The sequence below is a fragment of the Kocuria rosea subsp. polaris genome, assembly GCF_001483755.1.
Classification (GTDB): domain Bacteria; phylum Actinomycetota; class Actinomycetes; order Actinomycetales; family Micrococcaceae; genus Kocuria; species Kocuria cellulosilytica.
Genome location: NZ_LQBK01000009.1, coordinates 39520 through 61896 on the forward strand (window position 1 = coordinate 39520; position 22377 = coordinate 61896).

The window sequence follows — 22377 nt, forward strand, 5'->3', positions numbered from 1 at the left end:
CGGTCGGGGCGTCAGCGTTTGCGCAGCAGGGCCAGGAACATCGCGTCCGTGCCGTGCACGTGCGGCCACAGCTGGACGGTCGCCCCGCCGGAGCCGCCCTCCCACGGGCGGGACGGGTCGCGGTCCCCCTCGAGGCTGCCGGGCAGGGCCGCGGCGCGGACCGGTTCCAGGGCGTCGGCCGGCTCGGCGTCCCGGCGCCCGGCCAGCACGTCCTGGACGACGGCGAGGGTCTCGGCGGCGTGCGGGGAGCAGGTGGCGTAGGCGACCAGGCCGCCGGGGCGGGCCACGTCCAGGGCGGCGTGCAGCAGCTCCCGCTGCAGCGGCCCGAGCTCGGCCAGGTCGCGAGGGCTGCGCCGCCAGCGCGCCTCCGGGCGGCGGCGCAGCGCCCCGAGCCCGGTGCACGGGGCGTCGACGAGCACCCGGTCGAAGCCGGCCTGCTCCGCGGTGCGGCCGTCGAGCAGCTCCTCGACGTGGCGGCCGTCCCCCGTGCGCACCGACCAGGCCCGCTCCGGGACCGGTCGCAGGGCCCGGCGCACGAGCTCGGCCCGGTGCGGGGCCACCTCGTTGGCCGTCAGGTGCGCCCCGCGCCGGTCGGCCAGCGCCGCGAGCAGGGCGGCCTTCCCGCCCGGGCCGGCGCACAGGTCCAGCCAGCGCTCGCCCTCCGCGCCGCCGGGACCGCCCCGGTCGCCGCCGGGACCCTGCCCCGCGGCGACCAGGGCGCGGGCCACGAGCTGGGACCCGGCGTCCTGGACGCGGACCCCGCCCCCGCGGACGGACGCCAGCCGGTGCAGGTCACCGCCGCTGCTCAGCGCCGAGTCAGGGACGAGGGTCCCCTGCTCGGCGCCCGCGGCGAGGGCCTCGGTGAGGTCGCCGAGGCCCGGCAGGGCCACGAGGTTGACCACGGGGGCGGCGTTGTCCGCCTCGAGCAGGGCCTCGATCTCGGCGGCGTCCCGCCCGTGGGCGGTCAGCGCCTGGCGCAGCGCCCGGACCACCCACGCGGGGTGGGCGTGGGCCAGGCCGAGGCGGGCGGTCTCGTCCGCGGCGTCGGCGGTCAGCTCCGCGATCCAGGCCGGCAGGTCCCGGGCCGCGACCTTGCGCAGCACGGCGTTGACGAGCCCGCCGGGGCCCGCCCCGACGACGGCCCGGACGAGGCCCACCGTCTGGTCCAGGGCGGCGTGGTCGGGCACGCGCATGGCCAGCAGCTGGTGGGTGCCCAGGCGCAGGGCGTCCAGGACCGCGCCGTCGAGCGCCCCGAGGGGGCGGTCGACGCACCGGGCCAGCACGGCGTCCCAGGTGCCCTGCCAGCGCAGCGCCCCGTAGGCGAGCTCCGTGGCGAAGCCCGCGTCCCGCCGGTCCAGGCGGTGGGCCCGGACGAGCTTCGGCAGCACGAGGTTGCCGTAGGCGCCCTCCTCGGACACCGCGCGCAGGGTCTCGAACGCGGCCAGCCGGGCCGGATCGGCCCGCCGGGTCCGCCGTGCGGGCGCCGCGGCGGAGAAGCTCCGGTCGGCCTGCGCGGGACGGTTGCGCTCGCGTCCCCCGGCGCTGCGCCGTGGGCCCCCGGGCCGCCGGTCGCGCTCGCCCCGCCGGGCGCCGTGCTGCCGGTCCTCGCGCTCGCTCACTCGAACACCACCTCGTCCTCCGTGCTGCGGCCCCGCGCCCAGGCGGTGGCCTCCATGGGCTTCTTCCCCGCCGGCTGCACCCGGGTGAGCTGGACCGCGTACGATCCCGTGCCCACGAGCACGGCGTCCCCGCGCAGCACGCACCGCCCCGGGGCCAGCCCCCGGACGTCGGGCCGCGGCACCACGCGGTCGAGCTTGAGCCTGCGGTCCTCCAGCCGGGTCCACGCCCCGGGCTCGGGGGTCGCCCCGCGCACCCGGTGCGCCACGGCCACGGCGGGCTCCGTCCAGCGGACCCGCCCGTCCTCGGCGGTCAGCTTGGGGGCGTGGGTCACCTCGCCCTGCTGCGGGGCCGGGCGGGCGGAGCCGTCGACCACGGCGCGCAGGGAGTCCGCGAGCAGCGGTGCGGCGGTGCGGGACAGGCGCTCCAGCACCGTCCCGGCGGTGTCCTCGGGGCGGACCACGTCGGTCATGGTGCCGAGGACGGGTCCCGTGTCCAGACCGGCCTCCAGCAGGAAGGTGCTGGCGCCGACCACCGTGTCCCCGGCCATGAGGGCGCGCTGCACGGGCGCGGCGCCGCGCCACTGCGGCAGCAGGGAGAAGTGCAGGTTGATCCAGCCGTGCGGCACGGCGTCCAGGGCGGCCTGCGGGACCAGGGCCCCGTAGGCCACGACGGCGGCGACGTCCGCCCCCAGTCCCCGGATCCGCTCGGTCAGCCCGGCGTCCACCCGGTTGGCCTTGAGCACGGGGATGCCGCGCCGCTCCGCCTCCTCGGCCACGGGCGAGGGCGTGAGCACCTTCTTGCGCCCCACCGGGGCGTCGGTGCGGGTCAGCACGGCCACGACCTCGACGTCGGGCCGCTCGGCCAGGTGGACCAGGGACGGCACGGCGACGGACGGCGTGCCGGCGTAGAGGATCTTCACGGCTCTCCTGACGGGTGGCGGCGGGGCGGGGTTCGGGCGGGGCTCAGGCGGGGCGGGACGGGCCGGCGCCGGGCGAGGAGCCGGCGCCGAAGGAGGAGCCGGCGCCGAACGACGAGCCCACGTGCGCGGCCCGCTGCCCGGCCACGCCGCGCACCACCCCGTCGTAGTCGGCGGCGCGGATGGCCCGCATCGCCTCCTTCTTGGCGGCGCCCACCAGCCGGTCGACGTAGAGCCGCCCGTCCAGGTGGTCGGTCTCGTGCTGCAGGCAGCGCGCCAGCAGGCCGGTGCCCTCGACGGCCACGGGACCGCCGTGCTGGTCGAGGCCGGTGACGCGGGCCCAGTTCCGGCGGGGGGTGTCGAAGCCGAGCCCCGGCACGGACAGGCAGCCCTCGCCGCCCTCCTGGGGCTCCTCGCCCACCTCGAGGACCGGGTTGACCACGTGGCCCTCGCTGCCCTCGACCGCCCAGGTGAACAGCCGCACGCTCACCCCCACCTGGGGCGCGGCGAGGCCCACGCCCCCGACGTCCAGCATCGTCTCGTGCATGTCCGCCACGAGGCGGCGCAGGGCGTCGTCGAACACCGTGACCTCCTCGGCGCGGGTGCGCAGGACGGGATCACCGATGGTGCGGATGGGCAGGACGGACATGGAGGGACCTCGCTCTCGACCCGACAAGTCTACGGGCCGCCCCGTCCCCGCCGGCACGCGGGGCGCGCCGGGCGCTACGGCTGCTCGCGCAGCGGGGGAGGGGGCACGGGCCGCAGGGCGGGGCCCGCCGCGGCGAGGACCGTCTCCTGGGTCCACACCCGGTGCAGCGCGCAGAACTTGTACCAGTGCTGCTCGAGGACCGCCGGGACGGCCTGCACGGGCACGACCTCCGTCTCGCCCACCGCCACGCCCAGCAGCAGGTCGGCGCTGCCGTAGGCCCAGGGCTCCCAGGTGCCGGCGTCCGCGTCCACGAGGGACTCCTCCGCCTTCAGCCCGGCCACGAGCTGGGTCACGACCTTCGGGTCGAGGGACTTCACGCGCCCGTCCCGGTCCGTGCCCTTGGTCTTGTAGTCGATCAAGCACACCTTGCCCGCGATCCGGGCCACGAGGTCGAGGGTGCCCGCGTAGCCCACGGTGGAGTTCCAGACCGTGACCTCCACCGCGAGCGGCTCGGGGGTGTAGAGGTCCCACCACTCGTCGAAGCGGGAGGCGAAGCGCTCCTCGCCGTGCTCCGCCAGGGCGGCCCGTGCCTCGGCCGCCCGGTGGGGCCGGCCGAGGGCGCGCAGGGCGATCTGCTCGGCGTAGGTGTGCACGCGGTCCCCGCGCGCCGCGGCCTCGTCACGGTGCCGTTCGGCGGCCTTGGCCGCGTCGCGCACGACGGCGCGCAGCTGGGCCGGCGAGCCCAGGGCCGCGCGCAGCCGGTCGTCCCGCACCGCGGCCTGCGCGGCGGAGTAGCCGTACCAGCCGTCCAGGTCCGTGGCGGCCCGGGAGAGGACCGTGGTGATGGAGGGGACGGTCGCCTGGTCCGCCACGGACCTCGCGTACATCCGTCCGTACTCGGTCTGTTCCGCCAGCCTGGGCTGTGTCACGCTGCTCGTCGCCTCTCCCTCGCGTCCCCGGCTCCCGGGGCGGGCCCGGTGCTCCGGGCCCTGGTCCGCAGGCTACCGACCGCCTCGGACACGGGACCGGCGGCACCCGCCATGGGTCCCGCGCTCGGCTCCGCCCGGGGGCCGGGCACGACGAAGGCCCCGGCTCGTGGGAGCCGGGGCCTTCCTGGTGGTGCGCGATACTGGGATCGAACCAGTGACCTCTTCCGTGTCAGGGAAGCGCGCTACCGCTGCGCCAATCGCGCTCTACCGGCGGTCTCCGGAGGAGATCGTCGAGCGTGGTGGGTGTGCACCGAGGTGGAGACGGGATTCGAACCCGCGTAGACGGCTTTGCAGGCCGCTGCCTAACCACTCGGCCACCCCACCGGGACCTGGTCCTCACGGACAGGGCCGTCGGTCACGACATCGTTTCATGCCGATCACTGCGAGCGGACGACGGGAGTCGAACCCGCGACATCCACCATGGCAAGGTGGTGCTCTACCAGCTGAGCTACGTCCGCATGTCTTGCTTCGGTCGATCTCTCGATCTTCCGATCAGGAACTCTAGCACAAGCCGTTCCGGTGCTCCTCGCGCCGGTCCGGGGCGTGCCGGGACCGGCGGGATCACGAGCCGTGGCGGCCTGCCGGCCGTTCCGTCCGCAGGAGCCCGTCGGTGTTCCTGACAGGAAAAGACTGTACGGGACGGATTTCCGAAACGCCAAATCCCCCGTGGCGCCGCGGCGGGACGCGGCCGGCGGGCCGCGCCGGGGCCCGAATTGGCCCACGGCGGGGATCTGGGTTATGGTTTTCGAGCAGTGAGCGCGATTGGCGCAGTGGTAGCGCGCTTCGTTCACACCGAAGAGGTCACTGGTTCGAACCCAGTATCGCGCACGAGCAGCACCAGAGAGGGCCCCGGCTGAAGACCAGCCGGGGCCCTCTGTCGTCGTCCTGCCCCTCTGTCGTCGTCCTGCCGCGCCCCCGGCCCGCGCGGGGGCGGAACGCCCACCGGGCGCCGCGGCCCCGGCCGGCGGACGCGCCCGGTCAGACCGCGGAGACGTCCCCGAGGATGCCCTCGCGGGCCAGGGCGGTGAGCCGGGACACGGCACGGAAGTACTTCTTCTGGTAGCCGCCGGCCATCATCTCCTCGGTGAAGACCTCGTCGAAGGGCCGGCCGGAGGCGATGATCGGCAGGTTCTTGTCGTAGAGCCGGTCCGCCAGCACCACGAAGCGCAGGGCCACGGCCTGCTGCTCGATGGTGTGCACGTCCTGCCAGACCACGGCGTCGATCCCCTCGAGGAGCTTGCGGTACCGGGAGGGGTGCACGCCCGCGAGGTGCTCCACGAGGTCGGCGAACCGGTCCGCGGCCACCACCCGGTCCGGGAAGTGCTCCTCCACGGCGCGCTCGAGCTCGGCCTCGGACAGCGGCGCCGGGGCCTGCGGCAGGCCCCGGTGGCGGAAGTCCTCGCCGTCGATGCGCAGCACCTCGAACTGGTCGGCCAGCACCTGGATCTCCCGCTGGAAGTCCTGGGCGGCGAAGCGGCCCTCGCCGAGCGAGCCGGGCAGCGTGTTGGACGTCGCCGCGATCCGCACGCCGGAGTCGGCGAGCTCGCGCATCAGCCGGGACATGAGGACCGTGTCCCCGGGGTCGTCGAGCTCGAACTCGTCGATGCACACCAGGTTGTAGGTGCTCAGGGCGTCGACGGCCTTGCGGAACGTCAGGGCCCCCACGAGGTTGGTGTACTCCACGAAGGTGCCGAACGCCTTGGGCCCGGGCACCGCGTGCCACAGCGAGGCGAGCAGGTGGGTCTTGCCCACGCCGAACCCGCCGTCGAGGTAGATCCCCGTCCGCATCGCGTCCTTGGGCGGGCCCCCGCCGAAGAGCTTGCTGAAGAACCCGCCGCCCGAGCCGGTCGAGCGGTTGACGGAGTCCGCGAACTTCCGCAGCTCCCGCACCGCCTCCGCCTGGGACGGCTGCTGCGGATCGGGACGGTACGTGTCGAACGAGACCTCCCCGAAGCGCTCCGAGGGCCGGAACGCCGCCAGCAGTTCGTCCGCCGACACCTGGGGGCGCCGCTCGGTGAGGTGTTCGATCTGGATGCTCACGTGGGAGACCTCTCTGTCCGCCGTGCCCGGCGGTTCGCTGGTTCGGCGCGCCGAGCGGCGCACGCGCGTGCTCCGGCGATTTTACCGGCTGGCCGCCGCCCGGGGTGCGCCCGCCGCGAAATCCGGCCCCCGGCACGGCCCCGGCGGCGCCCCGGCGGGACCGGGCACCGCCGGGACCACTACCCTGGAGGATGAAGAAGGTCCGGAAGGACCCGTGCCCCGCAACCCCACCCCGGAAGGAGTCCCCATGGGCGTCGCCGTGGAGAACAACCCAGATTTCGCGCAGTACGCGCACCCCGAGCGCCTCGTGTCCACCCAGTGGGTGGCCGAGCACCTGGACGACCCGGGAGTCGTCGTGGTCGAGTCGGACGAGGACGTCCTGCTCTACGAGACCGGCCACGTGCCCGGCGCCGTCAAGATCGACTGGCACACCGACCTCAACCGCCCCGACACCCGCGACTACGTCGACGCGGAGGAGTTCGCCGAGCTGATGGCGCGCAAGGGGATCTCCCGCGACACCACGATCGTGGTCTACGGGGACAAGTCCAACTGGTGGGCCGCCTACGCCCTGTGGGTGTTCGAGCTGTTCGGCCACCCGGACGTCCGGCTCATGAACGGCGGGCGGGACAAGTGGGTCGCCGAGGGGCGGGAGCTGTCCACCGAGAAGGTCGTGCCCGAGCGCGCCGACTACCCCGTGGTCGAGCGCGACGACGCCCCGATCCGGGCCTACCAGGAGGACGTGCTGGCGCACCTGGGCGAGCAGCCGCTGATCGACGTCCGGTCCCTGCCGGAGTACACCGGCGAGCGCACGCACATGCCCGACTACCCGCAGGAGGGCACGCTGCGCGGGGGGCACATCCCCACCGCGGCGTCGGTGCCGTGGGCCCGGGCCGCCGCCGAGGACGCCACGTTCCGCCCGCGCGAGGAGCTCGAGGCGATCTACCGCGACGAGGTCGGGCTCTCCGACGACGACGACATCATCGCGTACTGCCGCATCGGCGAGCGCTCCAGTCACACGTGGTTCGTGCTGAAGCACCTGCTGGGCTTCGAGCGGGTCCGCAACTACGACGGGTCCTGGACCGAGTGGGGCAACTCGGTGCGCGTGCCGATCGTCCTCGGCGAGGCACCCGGCGAGGTCCCGGGGTCGGCCCGATGAGCGGCGCCCTGCCCGCCCAGCTCGAGGAGCTCGTCGCGGACTTCACGGCGGTGCCGCAGGAGGACAAGCTGGAGCTGCTGCTCGACTTCTCCCGCTCCCTGCCGGCGCTGCCGGACCGCCTGGGCGAGCACCCGGAGGAGCTCGAGCAGGTCGTGGAGTGCCAGTCGCCGCTGTTCCTGACGGTCGAGTGGGACGAGGGCGCCTCCCCCGGCCCCGGCGCCCCGGTGCGGCTGTTCTTCTCCGCCCCGGCGGAGGCCCCGACCACCCGCGGCTTCGCCTCGATCCTGCACGAGGGGCTCGACGGTCTCCCGGCCCAGGAGGTCCTCGACGTCCCCGACGACCTGCCGGAGCGCTTCGGGCTGACCCAGCTCGTGTCCCCGCTGCGGATGCGCGGGATGTCCGCGATGCTGGCCCGGATCAAGCGGCGGGTCCGCGAGCTCCAGGACGCCTGAGGGCCCCGGGCACCGGCATGGCCAAGGCGTCCCGCGGCGCGGGCCCCACCGCGGCCGTCGCGCTGCTGGCACGCGAGCGCGTGGCCTTCACGCTGCACGAGTACGCCCACGACCCCGCGGCGGCGTCCTTCGGCCGGGAGGCCGCCGCCGCGCTGGGGCGCGACCCGGAGCAGGTGCTCAAGACCCTGCTGGTCGTGCACGAGCGGGAGTGGGCGGTCGCGGTGCTGCCCGTGTCCGCGCGGCTGTCCCTGCGCGCGGCCGCGGCCGCGCTGGGCTGGAAGCGGGCGGCCCTCGCCGAGCCCCGCTCGGCGGAGCGGCGCACCGGCTACGTGGTGGGCGGGATCTCGCCCCTCGGGCAGCGGACGCCCTCCCCCACCCTGCTCGACGACTCCGCGGCGGCGTGGGCCACGGTCCTCGTCTCCGGCGGGCGGCGGGGGCTCGAGATCGAGCTGCCGCCGGGCGAGCTGCTGCGGCTCACCGGCGGGCGCACCGCCGCGCTGCGGTCCTGAGCGGGCTCAGCGGGCCCGGACCCGAGCGGCCCCGAGGGACCGGGCATCCTGGGCGAGCCGGGCCGGCAGCCAGCGCCGCACCGCGTCCTCCCAGCGCCGCGGGTCCACGTTCCACTCCTTGGTGTGCCGGGCGCGGGCGAAGGGCACGAATTCCACGAGCCGGTTGAGCTCCGCCAGCCGGCGGGAGCTGGCGGCCGGGACGAACTCGTCGTCCACGGAGTGCAGCACCAGGGTGGGCGTGCGCAGGTGCTCGGACCGGGAGAGCCAGTCCAGCGCCCGGAGGTCCACCGGCGCGGCCAGACCCGTCAGCATCCGCCCGGCCGGGTGGGAGATCAGGTTCGTGGCCAGCCGGCCGATCCCGGAGGGGATGCGGCGGGTGCGGGAGTGGTGGGCGATCAGCTCGAACCAGTCCACCACCGGCCCGGTGAGCACGAGGGCGGCGATGTCGTCGCGGTAGAAGGACAGATCCGCCGTCTGGAGCGCGATCGCCCCGCCCATGGACCAGCCGAAGAGCACGATCTGCGTGGCGCCGCGGGACTTCGCGTAGCTGATGGCCGTCTGCACGTCCTTCCACTCCGTGAAGCCCAGCCCGTAGCGGAAGTCGTGCGTGGGCGGCGCCTCCCGGTCGTTGCGGTAGGAGATCAGCAGGGACGTCAGGCCGAGCTCCCGGGCCACCGGCACGGCGCGGACCGTCTCCATCCGGTTGGCGCCGCGCCCGTGCACCATGATCGCCCACGGCCCCGGGAGCACCCGGGGCCGCTCGCCCTCCGGGGTCGGCCCGCCCTCCGCGGGAACCACCCAGCAGGGCGCCGGCCCCACCTCGATCGGGATCTCCACCTCCTCGAACGGCAGGCCCGCCGCCCCGGGGTCCGGGTAGACCGTCCCGGACCAGAAGCCGCGGGTCGCCCGGAGGAGGTCACCCGAGTAGACCTCCTCGACCACCCGGGTCACGGTCCCCTCCTGGGGCGAGTAGGAGCGGATGGCGCCGATCCGGGCGTGCCCGCGGCCCGCGTCGAAGCGCAGGCTGTAGGTCCCCGCGACCGTCGTGTCCACCGTGGCCGGGAGCCGCACGAGCGTCGTCGCGGACGGGTCGCCGTCCTCGCCGGTGCGGGTGACGCCGAGGATCTGCAGGTCCTCGGAGCGGTACTTCGGGGGCACCACCACCTGCCGCGCGAAGTAGGCGGCCGCCGCGCTCGAGAGCCCGAAGGACAGGGACGCCGCCCCCACGGTGACGGCCGCGCCCACCACGGCCCCGCGCGCCCACTGCGTCGCGGACGGGGGCTCGGGGGCGGGGGGGACCGGCGGGGAGCGACGTGGCATGCCCCCCAGTCTTCCACGCGGCACGGGCATAACCGGGAGGGACGCGTGGTTGTGCTGGCCGGGCGGTCCGCGCCCCCGCGGTGCCGAGCCGCCCCGTGCGGACCGCCGGGCGGGCCCGCACGGCGCCCGCTCCCGGAGCACCGATACCGTCCCGGAGGACGACACCATGAGCGAGACCACCAGCCACGGCGACCGCCCCGGCAGCACCGGACGCAGCGAGGAGGACTGGCGCACGATCCTGTCCCCCGAGGAGTACCACGTCCTGCGCGAGGCCGGCACGGAGCGGCCCTTCACCGGCGAGTACTGGGACACGAGGACCGAGGGCGTCTACGAGTGCCGCGCGTGCGGGGCGGAGCTGTTCCGCTCCGAGACCAAGTTCGACGCGCACTGCGGCTGGCCGTCCTTCTACGCCCCGCTGGCCGAGGACCGCGTCCGCTACATCAAGGACACCGCCCTGGGCATGGAGCGGGTGGAGGTCCGGTGCGCCGCCTGCGACTCGCACATGGGCCACGTCTTCGGCGGGGAGGGCTTCCCGACCCCCACCGACCTGCGGTACTGCATCAACTCCGTCTCCGTCCGCCTCGTCCCCGCCGCCTCCTGACCGCTCCCGCCGGGGCGGCGGGCGTGACCCGGACCACGCCGGTCGCGCGCTCGCGGCGTGGCACGGCCTGCCGGGACGCCCGGACGACCTACCCTTCCAGTGTGAGCGCGGTCAACGGCCTGTCCGAGGTGTACGAGGGGTTCCAGGACGCCCTCGAGCAGCTGCGCCGCACCGGCCGCCGGGAGGGCGTCGAGCTCACCGCGATCCCCGCTCCCACGCACCTCGCACCGTTCGCCGCCGCGGTGCGCGCCGAGGTGCGGACCCCGCCCGTCCGGCTCCGCGGCGCGCTCCTCCCCGCCGGTCCCGCAGCCCGGCCGACGGGCACCCCGAGCGCGGCAGCCCTGGGCCTGCCGGCCGGCACCGCGGGCGACGAACTGGCCACGGGGCGCTTCGTGCTCCTGCACGACCCGTCCGAGCCCGCGGCCTGGGGCGGGGCGTTCCGGATCGTCACCTGGGCCCGGGCGGCCGCGGACCGTGAGATCGGCTGCGACGACACGGCGGGCACGATCGCCTGGACCTGGCTCCTCGAGGCCCTGGAACGCCACCGGGCCGGATATTCTCGGGAGGGCGGCACCGCGTCCCGGGTCCTCGCCGAGGGCTTCGGCCTGCTCGGCGACCAGGAGGAGGGAGCCGACGTCGAGCTCAGGGCCTCCTGGACGCCCGAGGGCTCCGACGTGGCACCGCACCTCGCGGCCTGGGCGGACACGGTCTGCACGTTCGCGGGGCTGCCGCCCTATCCGCCGGGCGTGACCGTGCTGCACCCGCGCCGCTGACCACCGAACCGAACGCGCCCCGCCGGGGCCGACACAGAATCGAAGACGCTCCTTGACCAGCCCAGCCGACCGCCGATCCGCGCCCGACGAGTCCTCGACCCCCGTGGTCGCCGGTTTCGAGGACTTCGAGATCCCCGACAGCGTCCACCTCGCGGCGCCCTTCGACGGGATCCCTCCCGTGATCGACACCGTGGCGGGCCTGCAACGGGCCGCCGCCGCCGTCGCAGAGGGCTCCGGCCCGGCGGCGATCGACACCGAGCGGGCGTCGGGCTTCCGCTACGGGCAGCGCGCCTTCCTCGTGCAGCTGCGGCGCGAGGGCGTGGGCACCGTCCTGATCGACCCGGAGGCCACCGGGTCCCTGGCCGTCCTGGGCGAGGCGCTCTCCGGCGTGGAGTGGGTGCTGCACGCGGCCACCCAGGACCTGCCCTCCCTGCGCGCGCTCGGCATGGAGCCGGACCGGCTCTTCGACACCGAGCTGGGCGGCCGCATCGCGGGCCTCCGGCGCGTGGGCCTGGCCGCGGAGACGGAGGAGCTGCTGGGCTACACGCTCGCCAAGGAGCACTCCGCCGTGGACTGGTCGAGACGGCCGCTGCCCAAGGACTGGCTGAACTACGCCGCGCTGGACGTGGAGATGCTCATCCAGCTGCGCTGGGCCATGGAGGAGCTGCTGCGGGAGAAGGGCAAGCTCGAGTGGGCGCTGGAGGAGTTCGAGGCGGTGCGGACCGCCGAGCCGGCCCCGCCGCGCCAGGACCCGTGGCGCAGGACGTCCGGGGTCAACAAGGTGAAGGGCCGGCGCCAGCTCACCGCGCTGCGCGGTCTGTGGGAGGAGCGGGAGCGGCTCGCCCAGCACAAGGACGTCGCCCCCGGCCGGCTGCTGCCCGACGCCGCCCTGGTCGCGGCCGCGACGGCCATGCCGCGCACGGTGCCGCAGCTCCTGGCCACTCCCGGCTTCCACGGCCGGCTCGCGGCGCGGGAGGCCCCCCGCTGGCTGCGGGCGATCGCCGAGGCCCGCAACGCCACCGAGCTGGTCCCCTTCACCGTGAAGTCCGACGCCCTGCCGCCCGTGAAGGCGTGGGAGGTCAAGCGGCCCGAGGCCGCGGCACGGCTGAAGGTCCTGAAGCCGCTGGTGGCGGAGCTCGCCGAGGCGCACGAGCTGCCCACCGAGAACCTGCTCACCCCGGAGCACCTGCGGCGCTTCTGCTGGCAGCCGCCGAAGAGCACCACCGACCAGGCGGTCGCGGACCGGCTGCGGGATCTCGGGGCGCGCCGGTGGCAGGTCGAGCTGACGGCGCCGGTCCTCGGCCCGGCCTGGCGGGAGCTGCGGGCCCGCAAGCGCGCCGCCCGTCAGGCGGAGCGCTTGCCGACCGGGAGCGAGGACACGCCCGCCGCCTGAGCCGATCCCGGGTCCGCCCCTCCCCGGACCGGCGGGCCCCCGGAGCACGACGACGGGCCCCGGCCGTCCGGCCGGGGCCCGTCGTCGTAAGCGTCCTGGCGCACGGCCCCCCTCGGGGGCGGTGCGCCCGGGGGTCAGTTCTGCGGGTCGCCGGGAGCCGGGTGCGGCTCGGCCGGGTCCAGGGGGCTCTCCGGGGTGACCGGCTTCGCGTCCTGCAGGTCCGTGTAGCCGGTGCTCGCGGTTCCCGTGCTCGAGGCGGTCGTGCTGGAGGCCGCGTCCCCGGAGGAGCCGGATCCCGCGGAGGAGCCGGAGACCTTCTCCTTGACGGACGAGGACGCGTCGGAGGCCTTGGTGCCCACGGTGTCGGCCGCCTTCTTCGCGCTGTCGGCCAGCTTGCCGCCGACCACCGGCACCTCGGACTTGACCCAGTCGGTGCCCTCCGAGACCTTCTCCTGGACCTTCGGGTCCTGCCAGGTCTTCACGGCGTTCTGCTTCAGGGCCTCGTAGCTCTTGCGGCCCGAGGCCGAGCCGACCACGAAGCCGACCCCGAAACCGGTGACGAAGATGAGTCGCTTGATCATGGTGCTGTCCTTCCGTCGGTCCCGGCGCGGCGGCCGGGTCCGGGGCGGAGCCGGTGGTGCACGGCTCGTCCCGCTGACTGATGTCTTCATCATCCTACTGACGAACCGGCGCGGCGGACACCGGGGCCGTGCTGCTCCGCTCACAGCGATCACCCGGGGAGCCGCACCGGGGACCGGGCGGACTCGGGGCCGCGCCGCCTAGACTGGCGGCGGACCCCGAGATCCCCGCCCGGAAGGACCGTCATGGCCGAGCTCCCGCCCCCTCCGTCCGCGCCCTCCCGGCGCACCGTCCTCGGCCTGGCCGGTTCCGGCGCGCTGCTCGCCGGGTGCGCCGGAGAGGACCCGCCGGCGGCCGGCAGCACGGGCGGCACCGGCAGTGCGGCCCCCGTGGACGCGGGCGCCGTCGAGGACCTGCCGGTCGGCTCCGCCGTGAAGGTCGACCGGGACGGCGTGCAGGCCGTGGTGAGCCGGCCGGAGCCGGACAGGGTCGTCGCGTTCTCCCCCGTGTGCCCGCACCAGGGCTGCATGGTGACCCCGCGGGAGGAGCTCTACGTCTGCCCGTGCCACTCGTCGCAGTTCGACCTCACGACCGGCGAGGTGCTGGCCGGTCCCGCCGATACCGGCCTGGAGCCGTACCCCGCGAGTGTGGAGGACGGCCGCATCCTGCTCGGCTGAGCGGGGCTCAGCCCCGGCGCGAGCGCGGCAGCGACGCCCCGCCGGCGTCCTCGGCGGTCTCCGGCACGGCGTCCTGCGCGGCGGCGGAGTCCTCGCCCGGCACCGGGCGGGCGTAGGGGACGCGAGTCCCCAGCACGGAGGCCAGCGTGTCCTGGGCGACCCGCTGGGCCGTGAGGCCCACCCGCGCCAGGATCTGGGAGCGGGAGCCGTGCAGCAGGAACTCCGTGGGCAGACCCACCTCGTTGAGGGCGGTGTCGACCCCCGCCGCCCGCATCTCCTGGCGGATCCGGGAGCCGATCCCGCCGGCGCGCACGCCGTCCTCGACGACGACCACGATCCGGTGCTGGGCCGCGAGCTCGATGACCGAGGCCGGCACGGGCAGCACCCACCGGGGGTCGACCACCGTGGCGGAGACGCCGTGGGCCTCGAGCCGTTCGGCCACGTCCAGCGCCAGGCCGCTCATGGCGCCGACGGACACGAGCAGGACGTCCCGGCGGGCGCCGACCGTCCCGCTCTCCCCGCCGCGGCGCGCGAGCACGTCGACCCCGTCCGTCAACCGCTCGACGGCCGGCACCGGGGCGCCCACGGCGCCCTTTGGGTACCGGATGACGGTGGGGGCGTCGTCGACGGCCACCGCCTCGCGCAGCTCCTCGACGAGGGTCGGCTCGTCGCGCGGGGCGGCCAGGTGGAGCCCGGGGACGATCTGCAGCAGGGCCAGGTCCCACATGCCGTGGTGGCTGGGGCCGTCCGGTCCGGTGACCCCGGCCCGGTCGAGGACCACCGTGACGCCGGCGCGGTGCAGCGCCACGTCCATGAGGAGCTGGTCGAAGCCACGGTTGAGGAACGTGGCGTAGAGGGCCACCACGGGGTGCAGCCCGCCGTAGGCCATGCCGGCGGCCATGGCGATGGCGTGCTGCTCGGCGATGCCCACGTCCACGACGCGGTCGGGGTGGGCCGCCTGCATCTTCTGCAGCCCCACGGGGATGAGCATGGCGCCGGTGATGCCCACGACGTCCTCGCGCTCGTCGGCGATCCGGGCGATCTCGTCGCGGAACACCGCCGTCCAGCTGCGCTCGGAGCTCGTCGCCGTGGATCGGCCGGTGACGGGGTCGATGACGCCCACGGCGTGGAACTGGTCGTCCTCGTTGGCGGTCGCGGGCCCGTAGCCGTGGCCCTTCTCGGTGATCGCGTGCACGATGACCGGCCCGCCGTAGTTCTTGGCGTTGCTCAGGGCCTGCTCGACGGCCTCGAGGTCGTGCCCGTCGACGGGACCGACGTACTTCATGCCCAGGTCCTCGAAGATGCCCTGGGGCACCACGACGTCCTTGATGCCCTGCTTCATCCCGTGCAGGCCCCGGTAGAACATCTCGCCCACCGGGCCGGAGTGCTTCAGCAGGTCCTTCACGGTCTCGAGGGTCTGCTCGTAGCGGCGGTCGGTGCGCACGGCGTCCACGCCCTGCTGCACGCTGGCCTGGAGCTCCGCGAGGTGGTTGGCGAAGCCGCCCACGGTGGGGGCGTAGGACCGGCCGTTGTCGTTGACCACGATGACGACCTTGCGGTCGCGGTCGGAGGCGATGTTGTTGACGGCCTCCCACGCCATCCCGCCGGTCAGCGCCCCGTCCCCCACCAGCACCACCGTGTGCCGGTCGTGCTGACCGGTCATGGCGTAGCCGCGCGAGATGCCGTCGGCCCAGGACAGGGACGAGGAGGCGTGCGAGGACTCGACGATGTCGTGCTCGGACTCCCGGCGGTCCGGGTAGCCCGCGAGGCCGCCCTCCTGGCGCAGGGTCTCGAAGTTCCGGCGGCCGGTGAGCAGCTTGTGCACGTAGGACTGGTGCCCGGTGTCGAAGACCACGGAGTCCTTGGGCGAGTCGAAGACCCGGTGCACCCCGAGCGTCAGCTCGACGACCCCCAGGTTCGGCCCCAGGTGACCGCCAGTCGCGGAGACGTGGGTGACGAGGAACTCGCGGATCTCCTCGGCCAGCCGGCCCAGCTCCGCACGGCTCAGCCCCGCGAGGTCCTCGGGCCCGGACACCCGCTCCAGCACGCTCATGGTTTCTCCCGCAGTCCTCGGCGTCGTGGTCGGTGGCGCCGCGTTCCGGGGGACCGGGGCGGCGCGCTTCCCCGATCCTACTCGGTCGTTCCGACAGAGCCGTCAGCGCGCAGGGGCCCGGTCCGTTCCCGGACCGGGCCCCTGCGCGCTGTGCACGCCCTGGGATCAGGAGCCGGCGATCGATCGCCGGCTCCTCCCCGTGCGCGCCGGCGCGCGCACGGGGACCACTACTGGGCGATCTGCCGCAGCACGTACTGCAGGATGCCACCGTTGCGGTAGTAGTCGGCCTCGCCCGGCGTGTCGATGCGCAGGTCGGCGTCGAACTCGACGGTGGAGCCGTCCTCCTTCGTGGCGGTGACCTTGAGCGTCTTCGGGATGCTGCCCTCGTTGAGTCCGGTCACGCCCTGGATGTCGAAGGTCTCCGTGCCGTCCAGGCCGAGGGAGTCCGCGGACTCCCCGGCCGGGAACTGCAGCGGGAGCACGCCCATGCCGATGAGGTTCGAGCGGTGGATGCGCTCGTAGCTCTGGGCGATGACGGCCTTGACGCCCAGCAGGGAGGTGCCCTTCGCGGCCCAGTCGCGCGAGGACCCGGAGCCGTACTCCTTGCCGCCCAGCACGACCAGCGGGACGCCCGCCTCCTGGTAGTTCATCGCGGCGTCGTAGACGGCGGCCTGCGGGCCGCCCTCCTGCGTGAAGTCGCGGGTGTAGCCGCCCTCCACGCCGTCCAGCAGCTGGTTCTTGATCCGGATGTTGGCGAAGGTGCCGCGGATCATGACCTCGTGGTTGCCGCGGCGCGAGCCGTACGAGTTGAAGTCCTTGCGCTGGACCCCGTTCTCGATGAGGTACTTTCCGGCCGGGGTGTCGGACTTGAACGAGCCCGCCGGGGAGATGTGGTCGGTCGTGACCGAGTCGCCCAGCTTCAGCAGCACGCGGGCGCCCGAGATGTCCTCGACCGGGGTCGTCTCCATCGTCATGCCCTCGAAGTACGGGGGCTTGCGGACGTAGGTGGACTGCGGGTTCCACTCGAACGTCTTGCCGGTGGGGGTGTCCAGGTTCTGCCAGCGCTCGTCGCCGTCGAAGATGGTGCCGTACTCGCGGGTGAACATCTCCGTGTCGATGGACGCGTCGATGATCTTCTGCACCTCGGCCGGGTCCGGCCAGATGTCCTTGAGGTACACCTCGTTGCCGTCGGCGTCCTGGCCCAGGGGCTCGCTGTCGAAGTCGAAGTCCATGTTGCCGGCCAGGGCGTAGGCGATGACCAGCGGCGGGGACGCCAGGTAGTTCATCTTCACGTCCGGGTTGATCCGGCCCTCGAAGTTGCGGTTGCCCGAGAGCACCGAGGTCACGGCCAGGTCGTTGTCCTGGATGGCCTGGGAGATCTCGTCCTCGAGGGGACCGGAGTTGCCGATGCAGGTGGTGCAGCCGTAGCCGACGATGAAGAAGCCGAGCTCCTCCAGGGCCGGGACCAGACCGGACTTCTCGTAGTAGTCGGTCACGACCTTCGAGCCCGGGGCGATCGAGGTCTTGACCCACGGCTTGGCCTTGAGCCCCTTCTCGACGGCGTTGCGCGCCAGCACCGCCGCGGCCATCATGACCGACGGGTTCGAGGTGTTGGTGCACGAGGTGATCGAGGCGATCGAGACCGCGCCGTGGTCGAGCTCGAACTCGCGGCCGTCGGGCATGGTCACCGGCACCTGCTTGGCGGGGCGCCCGTCCTCGGCGTAGGCGTGGTGCTCGCGCGGGCGGTCCGCGTCGGACTGGTGGTCGTCCGCGGTGTAGCCGGGGGCGTCCGAGGCCGGGAAGGACTGCGCCGCGACGTCGTCCACGGTGTCGCCGGAGGCGGCGTCGTCGACGTGCGTGGCGTAGTTCTTGATGTCCTCGTGGAACTGCGCCTTCGCGTCGGTGAGCGAGATGCGGTCCTGCGGCCGCTTCGGCCCGGAGATCGAGGGCACCACGGTGGAGAGGTCCAGCTCGAGGTACTCCGAGAAGGTGATCTCCTCGGACGGGTCGTGCCACATGCCCTGTTCCTTGACGTACGCCTCGACGAGGTCGATCTGCTCGTCGGAGCGCCCGGTCAGGCGCAGGTACTCCAGGGTGACGTCGTCGATCGGGAAGATCGCGGCGGTGGAGCCGAACTCCGGGCTCATGTTCCCGATGGTGGCGCGGTTGGCCAGGGGCACGGCTCCGACGCCCTCGCCGTAGAACTCGACGAACTTGCCGACCACGCCGTGGTCGCGGAGCATCTCGGTGATGGTGAGCACCACGTCGGTGGCGGTGGCGCCGGCCGGGATCTGGCCGGTCAGCTTGAAGCCGACCACGCGCGGGATGAGCATGGAGATGGGCTGGCCGAGCATCGCGGCCTCGGCCTCGATGCCGCCCACGCCCCAGCCGAGCACGCCCAGGCCGTTCTCCATGGTCGTGTGCGAGTCGGTGCCCACGCAGGTGTCCGGGTAGGCGCGCAGCGCGCCGTCGACCTCGCGGGTCATGACCACGCGGGCGAGGTTCTCGATGTTGACCTGGTGGACGATGCCCATGCCCGGGGGCACGACCTTGAAGTCGTCGAACGCGGTCTGGCCCCAGCGCAGGAACTGGTAGCGCTCCCCGTTGCGCTCGTACTCGATGTCCATGTTGATCCCGATGGAGTCCGAGGTCCCGAAGGAGTCGATCTGCACGGAGTGGTCGATCACGAGCTCGGCCGGGGCGAGCGGGTTCACGCGGGCGGGGTCGCCGCCGAGGTCCGCGATGGCCTCGCGCATGGTCGCGAGGTCCACGATGCAGGGCACACCGGTGAAGTCCTGCATGATCACCCGGCCCGGGGTGAACTGGATCTCGATGCTGGGCTCGGCCGTGGGATCCCAGTCGGCCAGGGCCTCGATGTGCTCGGAGGTGATGTTGGCGCCGTCCTCGGTGCGCAACAGGTTCTCGAGCAGAACCTTCAGGCTGTACGGGAGCTTCTGCGCGCCCTCCAGCGTGTTCAGTCGGAAAATCTCGTACTCGGTGCCTTTGACGTCGAGAACGCCCTTGGCCCCGAAGCTGTCCACCGTGCTCATATGCGTGGAACTCCTCTCGCCACCGTCATGGAAACGCCCGCGGGAGGACACCGGCGCGTGGCCGGGCGTTCTCCCGTGAACAGTCACTGTCAGTGTAGCCCGTGCGAGCCCCGTGACCCCGAACCTCCCCGGACGTCGCCGTCACGCAGCGGGCGGCGGCCGTCAGGGCTCGAGGACCGCCAGCGTCTCGACGTGGTGGGTGTTCGGGTACATGTCGAACGCGCGCACCTCCCGCACGTGCCACCCGGCGCGGCGGAACCGGCCGAGGTCACGGGCCAGCGTGGCCGGATCGCACGCGAGGTACGCGATCCGGCGCGGCGCGAGCGCCACGAGCCGGTCCACGACGGCCCGCCCGGCGCCCGCCCGGGGCGGGTCCAGGACCACGACGTCGGGGCGGGGCACGGCGCCGCCCCGGGCCGGGCGGCGCCGGCCGCGCGCGGGCGCCGCCTCCGGCCACGTCCGGGCCAGCACCTTGTCGACGCTCCCGCGCTCCACGCGCACCCCCGGCCGGCCGGCGAGGGTGCGCCGGGCGTCCGCGCTGGTGACGGGCGAGCCCTCGACCGCCAGGACGGTGCCCGTCTCCCCCACGGCGTCCGCGAGCGCGGCCGTGAACAGGCCCGCGCCCGCGTAGAGGTCGAGGGCGTGCTCCCCCGGGCGGGCCCCGGCGGCCGCGGGCACCGCACCGTGCAGCAGTCCGGGGGCGGCCCGGTGGATCTGCCAGAACCCCTCCGCGGAGACCTCCCAGCGGTGCGGGCCCGCGTGCTCGACGACGGACGGCCGTCCCGCCCAGGTCTCGGGCCGCCGCTGACCCTCGGCGCGGGCGGTGACGGAGACGTCCCGGTCCGCGGTGAGGCGCGCCAGCTCGTGGCGCAGCCGCTCCCGGTCGGCCCCGGGGGCGAGGCTCAGGTGCACCAGCGGCGTCCCGCCGTCGGCGGGGGCCGCGACGTCGACCCGCTCCGCCCCGCGCAGGTCGAGCCGCCCGAGCCGCAGCCCGTCGATCGCGGGGACGACGAGCGGGAAGGAGTCCACTGGCACCACGGCGGCGCTGCGGTGGGGGTGCATCCCGATCCGGCCCGCGGGGTCGACGGCGAAGTGCGCGCGGGTGCGCCAGCCGCGGCCCTGCGGGTCCTCCCCCGGCATGGCCTCGACGGTGACCCGGGTCTCGAGCCCGGCCAGGCGGGAGAGCTGCTCGGTGACCACGGCGGCCTTGAGGGCGCGCTGGGCCGGCAGCTCGGCGTGGCCGAACTCCGCGCCGCCCACGGGCGGCTCGCCGCGCCGCCAGGTCAGCAGGGGGTCGGCCGGGGCCCACACGTGCTCGGCCCGCCGGTGGGGGTCCGCCTCGAGGACGGCCACGACGTCGCCCCGCCAGAACCGGGCCGCGGGGCCGCTGTCGGTGAGGCGGACGCGGACCAGCTCGCCGGGCAGGCCGTGGCGGACGAAGACCACGCGGCCCTCGCCGGTGCGGGCCACGGTGTGCCCACCGTGGGCGACGGGGCCCAGGCGCAGCTCGAGCTCGACGGGCTCGGCGGACCCTGCGGATTCTGTGGACCCGGCGGGGACCGGGGGGCGGGACGGGATCACGGCTGGGACGCTCTCTGCTCGGGGGCGGACTCGGGGCCCGTGTCCTCGCCGGAGGCGGAGGACAGGTGCCAGGGCACGGAGGCCGTCATGACCCCGCGCTCCTGGTGCAGGCGGGCCCGCAGCGGCCGGATGGCCTGGTTGTGCAGCAGCCGCTCCCACCGGTGCCGCACCACGTACTCGGGCAGGTACACCACGACCAGGTCCCGGGGGGACTTGCGGCGCACCCCGCGCACGTGGTCGAGGACCGGGCCGATGGTGTCCCGGTAGGGCGCGTGCAGGACCGTGACGGGCACCGGGATCTCGAGGCGCTGCCACTCGGCGAGGATCCGGGCGGTGGCCGACGCGTTCGTGTCCACGACGACGGCCTCGAGGGACGAGGGCCGGGACGCCCGGGCGTAGGCCAGGGCGCGCATGAGCGGCTTGCGCACGGAGGAGACGTAGATGATGGCGTGCACCCGCGAGGGCAGGGCGCGGACCGGGGAGTCGGGCTGGAGCGCGAGCTCGGCGTCCACGGCGTCGTAGTGCCGGCGCACCCCCGCCATGACCGCGCTGAGGACGGCGATGGCCACGATGGTGATCCACGCGCCCTGGGTGAGCTTCGTCACGAGCACGACGACGAGCACCGCCGCGCACAGGACGAAGGCGATCAGGGCCACGGCCCGGCGGACGAACAGCTCGCGGCGGACCCCCGGGTGCGGGCGCATCCGCCGCACCCGCGCCCAGTGCCGCACCATGCCGGCCTGCGTGAGCGTGAAGGAGACGAACACGCCCACGATGTAGAGCTGGATGAGGCTGTTGACGTTGGCCCCGAACGCCACGGTGAGGACCACGGCGACGAGCAGCAGCAGCAGGATGCCGTTGGTGAACGCGAAGCGGTCCCCGCGCGCCTGCAGCTGCCGGGGCAGGAAGGCGTCCCGCGCCAGCCGGGACGCGAGCGTGGGGAAGCCGGAGAAGGCGGTGTTCGCGGCGAGCACCAGCACGCCCACGGTCGCGGCGACGAGCACGAAGAACCACAGGGAGTCGGTGCCGAAGACGGTCTTGGCGAGCTGGCCCAGCACGGGGTCCTGGAAGAAGTCGGGCCCGGGGAGCCGGCCGTCCACGAGCAGCTGCTCCTCCGGGTCGCCCACGACCACCACGTCCGTGCGGTCCGCGAGGTACATCACGCCGGCCAGCAGGGCGGCCGCGAGCGCGCCGAGCACGCCCAGCGTGGCTGCCGCGTTGGCCGCGCGGGGCTTGCGGAAGTACGGCACCGAGTTGGTGATGGTCTCCACGCCGGTCAGCGCCACGGCCCCGGAGGAGAAGGCCCGCAGCACCACCAGGGCGCCCGCCAGGCCGGCCAGCCCGGCGTCGAAGCCCGCGGCGGGCAGGACCTCCCGGTCCGCGCTGGGGGCGTCGCCGAGGGAGCCGGTGAGGTCCTGGCCCAGGCCCACGAGCAGCAGCGCGGCCAGGACGGCGAGGAAGAAGTAGGTGGGCACGGCTGCGGCCCGACCCATGAACTTCAGGCCGCGGAGGTTGAGCAGGCCCACGAACAGGATCCCGGCCACGGCCAGCTCCACCCGCCAGCCGATGAGCGCGGGCAGCGCCGCCGAGACGTACTGCGCGGCGGTGGCCATGGACACCGCCACGACGAGGGAGTAGTCGGCCATCAGGGCCGCGCCCACGCCCACCCCCGCGGTGCGGCCGAGGTTCTTGGAGACGATCTCGTAGTCGCCGCCGCCCGAGGGGTAGGCGCGCACGTTCTGCCGGTACGCGGTGATCACCACGGCGAGCACCACGAGCACGGCCAGGCCCACCCAGGGGGAGACCGCGACGGCCGTGGTCCCCGCGAGCGCGAGCGTGAGGATGATCTCGTCCGGGGCGTAGGCCACCGAGGAGAGGGCGTCCGCCGAGAAGACCGGCAGCGCCGTGCGCTTGGGCAGCACGGCGTCGACGAACCGCTCGTTGTGGATGGGCTTGCCGACGAGTGCGCGCCGCACGGCCCGGGGAATGCTCTGCACGGCTCCCCACGGTAGTCCGTCC

18 protein-coding genes and 4 tRNA genes are annotated in these 22377 nt (G+C 74.5%); 8 read left to right on the forward strand and 14 right to left on the reverse strand.

Annotation, left to right across the window (positions count from 1 at the left end):
• Window positions 1-11 precede the first annotated feature (11 nt).
• The 7 genes from AVL61_RS07040 to AVL61_RS07070 form a co-directional block, all read right to left on the reverse strand.
• Window positions 12-1619, reverse strand: coding sequence for an RsmB/NOP family class I SAM-dependent RNA methyltransferase (locus AVL61_RS07040; protein ID WP_058873653.1), 1608 nt, complete (start codon window positions 1617-1619; stop codon window positions 12-14).
• A complete protein-coding gene (gene fmt / locus AVL61_RS07045; RefSeq protein ID WP_058873654.1) occupies window positions 1616-2539 on the reverse strand; it encodes a methionyl-tRNA formyltransferase in 924 nt (307 codons plus the stop codon). Before fmt ends, AVL61_RS07040 begins: the two co-directional genes overlap by 4 nt.
• A gap of 43 nt (window positions 2540-2582) precedes the next feature.
• Entirely contained in the window at window positions 2583-3185 is a 603-nt protein-coding gene (def, locus tag AVL61_RS07050; RefSeq protein ID WP_058873655.1) for a peptide deformylase, read from the reverse strand.
• A 74-nt stretch (window positions 3186-3259) separates the two neighbouring features.
• Window positions 3260-4114, reverse strand: a complete 855-nt coding sequence (locus AVL61_RS07055) for a cytochrome (RefSeq protein ID WP_058873656.1) — start codon at window positions 4112-4114, stop codon at window positions 3260-3262.
• Between the two features lie 188 nt (window positions 4115-4302).
• A tRNA-Val gene (locus tag AVL61_RS07060) sits at window positions 4303-4377 on the reverse strand.
• 50 nt (window positions 4378-4427) lie between these two features.
• A tRNA-Cys gene (locus tag AVL61_RS07065) sits at window positions 4428-4498 on the reverse strand.
• A gap of 61 nt (window positions 4499-4559) precedes the next feature.
• Window positions 4560-4632: transfer RNA gene (locus AVL61_RS07070), tRNA-Gly, on the reverse strand.
• A 298-nt stretch (window positions 4633-4930) separates the two neighbouring features.
• Here AVL61_RS07070 and AVL61_RS07075 point away from each other — a divergent pair.
• A tRNA-Val gene (locus AVL61_RS07075) sits at window positions 4931-5002 on the forward strand.
• 150 nt (window positions 5003-5152) lie between these two features.
• Here the strand turns inward: AVL61_RS07075 and zapE are convergent.
• Window positions 5153-6214 (reverse strand): cell division protein ZapE, encoded by a 1062-nt coding sequence (gene zapE, locus AVL61_RS07080; protein WP_058873657.1) that lies wholly within the window; start codon window positions 6212-6214, stop codon window positions 5153-5155.
• 247 nt (window positions 6215-6461) lie between these two features.
• Between zapE and AVL61_RS07085 the strand changes: the two genes are divergently transcribed.
• From AVL61_RS07085 to ybaK, 3 genes are read left to right on the forward strand one after another with little or no spacing between them, the layout of a single operon-like run.
• Entirely contained in the window at window positions 6462-7370 is a 909-nt protein-coding gene (locus tag AVL61_RS07085) for a sulfurtransferase (RefSeq protein WP_058873658.1), read from the forward strand.
• The gene (locus AVL61_RS07090) at window positions 7367-7822 is read left to right on the forward strand and encodes a SufE family protein (protein WP_058873659.1); all 456 of its coding nucleotides are present in this window, start codon (window positions 7367-7369) and stop codon (window positions 7820-7822) included. The genes AVL61_RS07085 and AVL61_RS07090 overlap by 4 nt, the downstream gene beginning before the upstream one ends.
• A 17-nt stretch (window positions 7823-7839) precedes the next feature.
• The gene (gene ybaK / locus AVL61_RS07095; protein WP_058873660.1) at window positions 7840-8331 is read left to right on the forward strand and encodes a Cys-tRNA(Pro) deacylase; all 492 of its coding nucleotides are present in this window, start codon (window positions 7840-7842) and stop codon (window positions 8329-8331) included.
• A gap of 6 nt (window positions 8332-8337) precedes the next feature.
• On the opposite strand, the gene AVL61_RS07100 is transcribed toward ybaK, so the two are convergent.
• The gene (locus tag AVL61_RS07100) at window positions 8338-9651 is read right to left on the reverse strand and encodes an alpha/beta hydrolase family protein (RefSeq protein WP_058873661.1); all 1314 of its coding nucleotides are present in this window, start codon (window positions 9649-9651) and stop codon (window positions 8338-8340) included.
• A 166-nt stretch (window positions 9652-9817) separates the two neighbouring features.
• On the opposite strand from AVL61_RS07100, the gene msrB reads away from it, so the two are divergent.
• From msrB to AVL61_RS07115, 3 genes are all read left to right on the forward strand, one after another.
• Window positions 9818-10252 (forward strand): peptide-methionine (R)-S-oxide reductase MsrB, encoded by a 435-nt coding sequence (gene msrB / locus AVL61_RS07105; RefSeq protein ID WP_058873662.1) that lies wholly within the window; start codon window positions 9818-9820, stop codon window positions 10250-10252.
• Between the two features lie 101 nt (window positions 10253-10353).
• Window positions 10354-11025: a DUF3000 family protein gene (locus AVL61_RS07110; protein WP_058873663.1), complete on the forward strand. Its 672-nt coding sequence runs from the start codon at window positions 10354-10356 to the stop codon at window positions 11023-11025.
• A 52-nt stretch (window positions 11026-11077) separates the two neighbouring features.
• Window positions 11078-12418, forward strand: a complete 1341-nt coding sequence (locus AVL61_RS07115; RefSeq protein WP_408669413.1) for an HRDC domain-containing protein — start codon at window positions 11078-11080, stop codon at window positions 12416-12418.
• 134 nt (window positions 12419-12552) lie between these two features.
• On the opposite strand, the gene AVL61_RS07120 is transcribed toward AVL61_RS07115, so the two are convergent.
• Entirely contained in the window at window positions 12553-12999 is a 447-nt protein-coding gene (locus AVL61_RS07120) for a hypothetical protein (RefSeq protein WP_058873665.1), read from the reverse strand.
• A gap of 243 nt (window positions 13000-13242) precedes the next feature.
• Here AVL61_RS07120 and AVL61_RS07125 point away from each other — a divergent pair, with 243 nt between their 5' ends.
• Window positions 13243-13674, forward strand: a complete 432-nt coding sequence (locus AVL61_RS07125; protein ID WP_058873666.1) for a Rieske (2Fe-2S) protein — start codon at window positions 13243-13245, stop codon at window positions 13672-13674.
• Between the two features lie 7 nt (window positions 13675-13681).
• Here AVL61_RS07125 and dxs read toward each other — a convergent pair whose 3' ends face one another.
• From dxs to AVL61_RS07145, 4 genes are all read right to left on the reverse strand, one after another.
• Window positions 13682-15727, reverse strand: a complete 2046-nt coding sequence (gene dxs / locus AVL61_RS07130; protein WP_058873667.1) for a 1-deoxy-D-xylulose-5-phosphate synthase — start codon at window positions 15725-15727, stop codon at window positions 13682-13684.
• A gap of 227 nt (window positions 15728-15954) precedes the next feature.
• Window positions 15955-18777 (reverse strand): aconitate hydratase, encoded by a 2823-nt coding sequence (locus AVL61_RS07135; protein WP_058873668.1) that lies wholly within the window; start codon window positions 18775-18777, stop codon window positions 15955-15957.
• Between the two features lie 162 nt (window positions 18778-18939).
• Window positions 18940-20358, reverse strand: coding sequence for a class I SAM-dependent RNA methyltransferase (locus AVL61_RS07140; RefSeq protein ID WP_082697016.1), 1419 nt, complete (start codon window positions 20356-20358; stop codon window positions 18940-18942).
• Window positions 20355-22355, reverse strand: a complete 2001-nt coding sequence (locus AVL61_RS07145) for an APC family permease (RefSeq protein WP_058873669.1) — start codon at window positions 22353-22355, stop codon at window positions 20355-20357. Before AVL61_RS07145 ends, AVL61_RS07140 begins: the two co-directional genes overlap by 4 nt.
• Window positions 22356-22377 lie beyond the last annotated feature (22 nt).

What these genes read in the sequence shown, in the direction of transcription:
- def (WP_058873655.1), bottom strand. Translation starts at nt 3,185, where the DNA reads ATGTCCGTCCTGCCCATCCGCACCATCGGTGATCCCGTCCTGCGCACC.
- AVL61_RS07085 (WP_058873658.1), top strand. Translation starts at nt 6,462, where the DNA reads ATGGGCGTCGCCGTGGAGAACAACCCAGATTTCGCGCAGTACGCGCAC.
- AVL61_RS07090 (WP_058873659.1), top strand. Translation starts at nt 7,367, where the DNA reads ATGAGCGGCGCCCTGCCCGCCCAGCTCGAGGAGCTCGTCGCGGACTTC.
- ybaK (WP_058873660.1), top strand. Translation starts at nt 7,840, where the DNA reads ATGGCCAAGGCGTCCCGCGGCGCGGGCCCCACCGCGGCCGTCGCGCTG.
- AVL61_RS07100 (WP_058873661.1), bottom strand. Translation starts at nt 9,651, where the DNA reads ATGCCACGTCGCTCCCCGCCGGTCCCCCCCGCCCCCGAGCCCCCGTCC.
- msrB (WP_058873662.1), top strand. Translation starts at nt 9,818, where the DNA reads ATGAGCGAGACCACCAGCCACGGCGACCGCCCCGGCAGCACCGGACGC.
- AVL61_RS07120 (WP_058873665.1), bottom strand. Translation starts at nt 12,999, where the DNA reads ATGATCAAGCGACTCATCTTCGTCACCGGTTTCGGGGTCGGCTTCGTG.
- AVL61_RS07125 (WP_058873666.1), top strand. Translation starts at nt 13,243, where the DNA reads ATGGCCGAGCTCCCGCCCCCTCCGTCCGCGCCCTCCCGGCGCACCGTC.
- dxs (WP_058873667.1), bottom strand. Translation starts at nt 15,727, where the DNA reads ATGAGCGTGCTGGAGCGGGTGTCCGGGCCCGAGGACCTCGCGGGGCTG.
- AVL61_RS07135 (WP_058873668.1), bottom strand. Translation starts at nt 18,777, where the DNA reads ATGAGCACGGTGGACAGCTTCGGGGCCAAGGGCGTTCTCGACGTCAAA.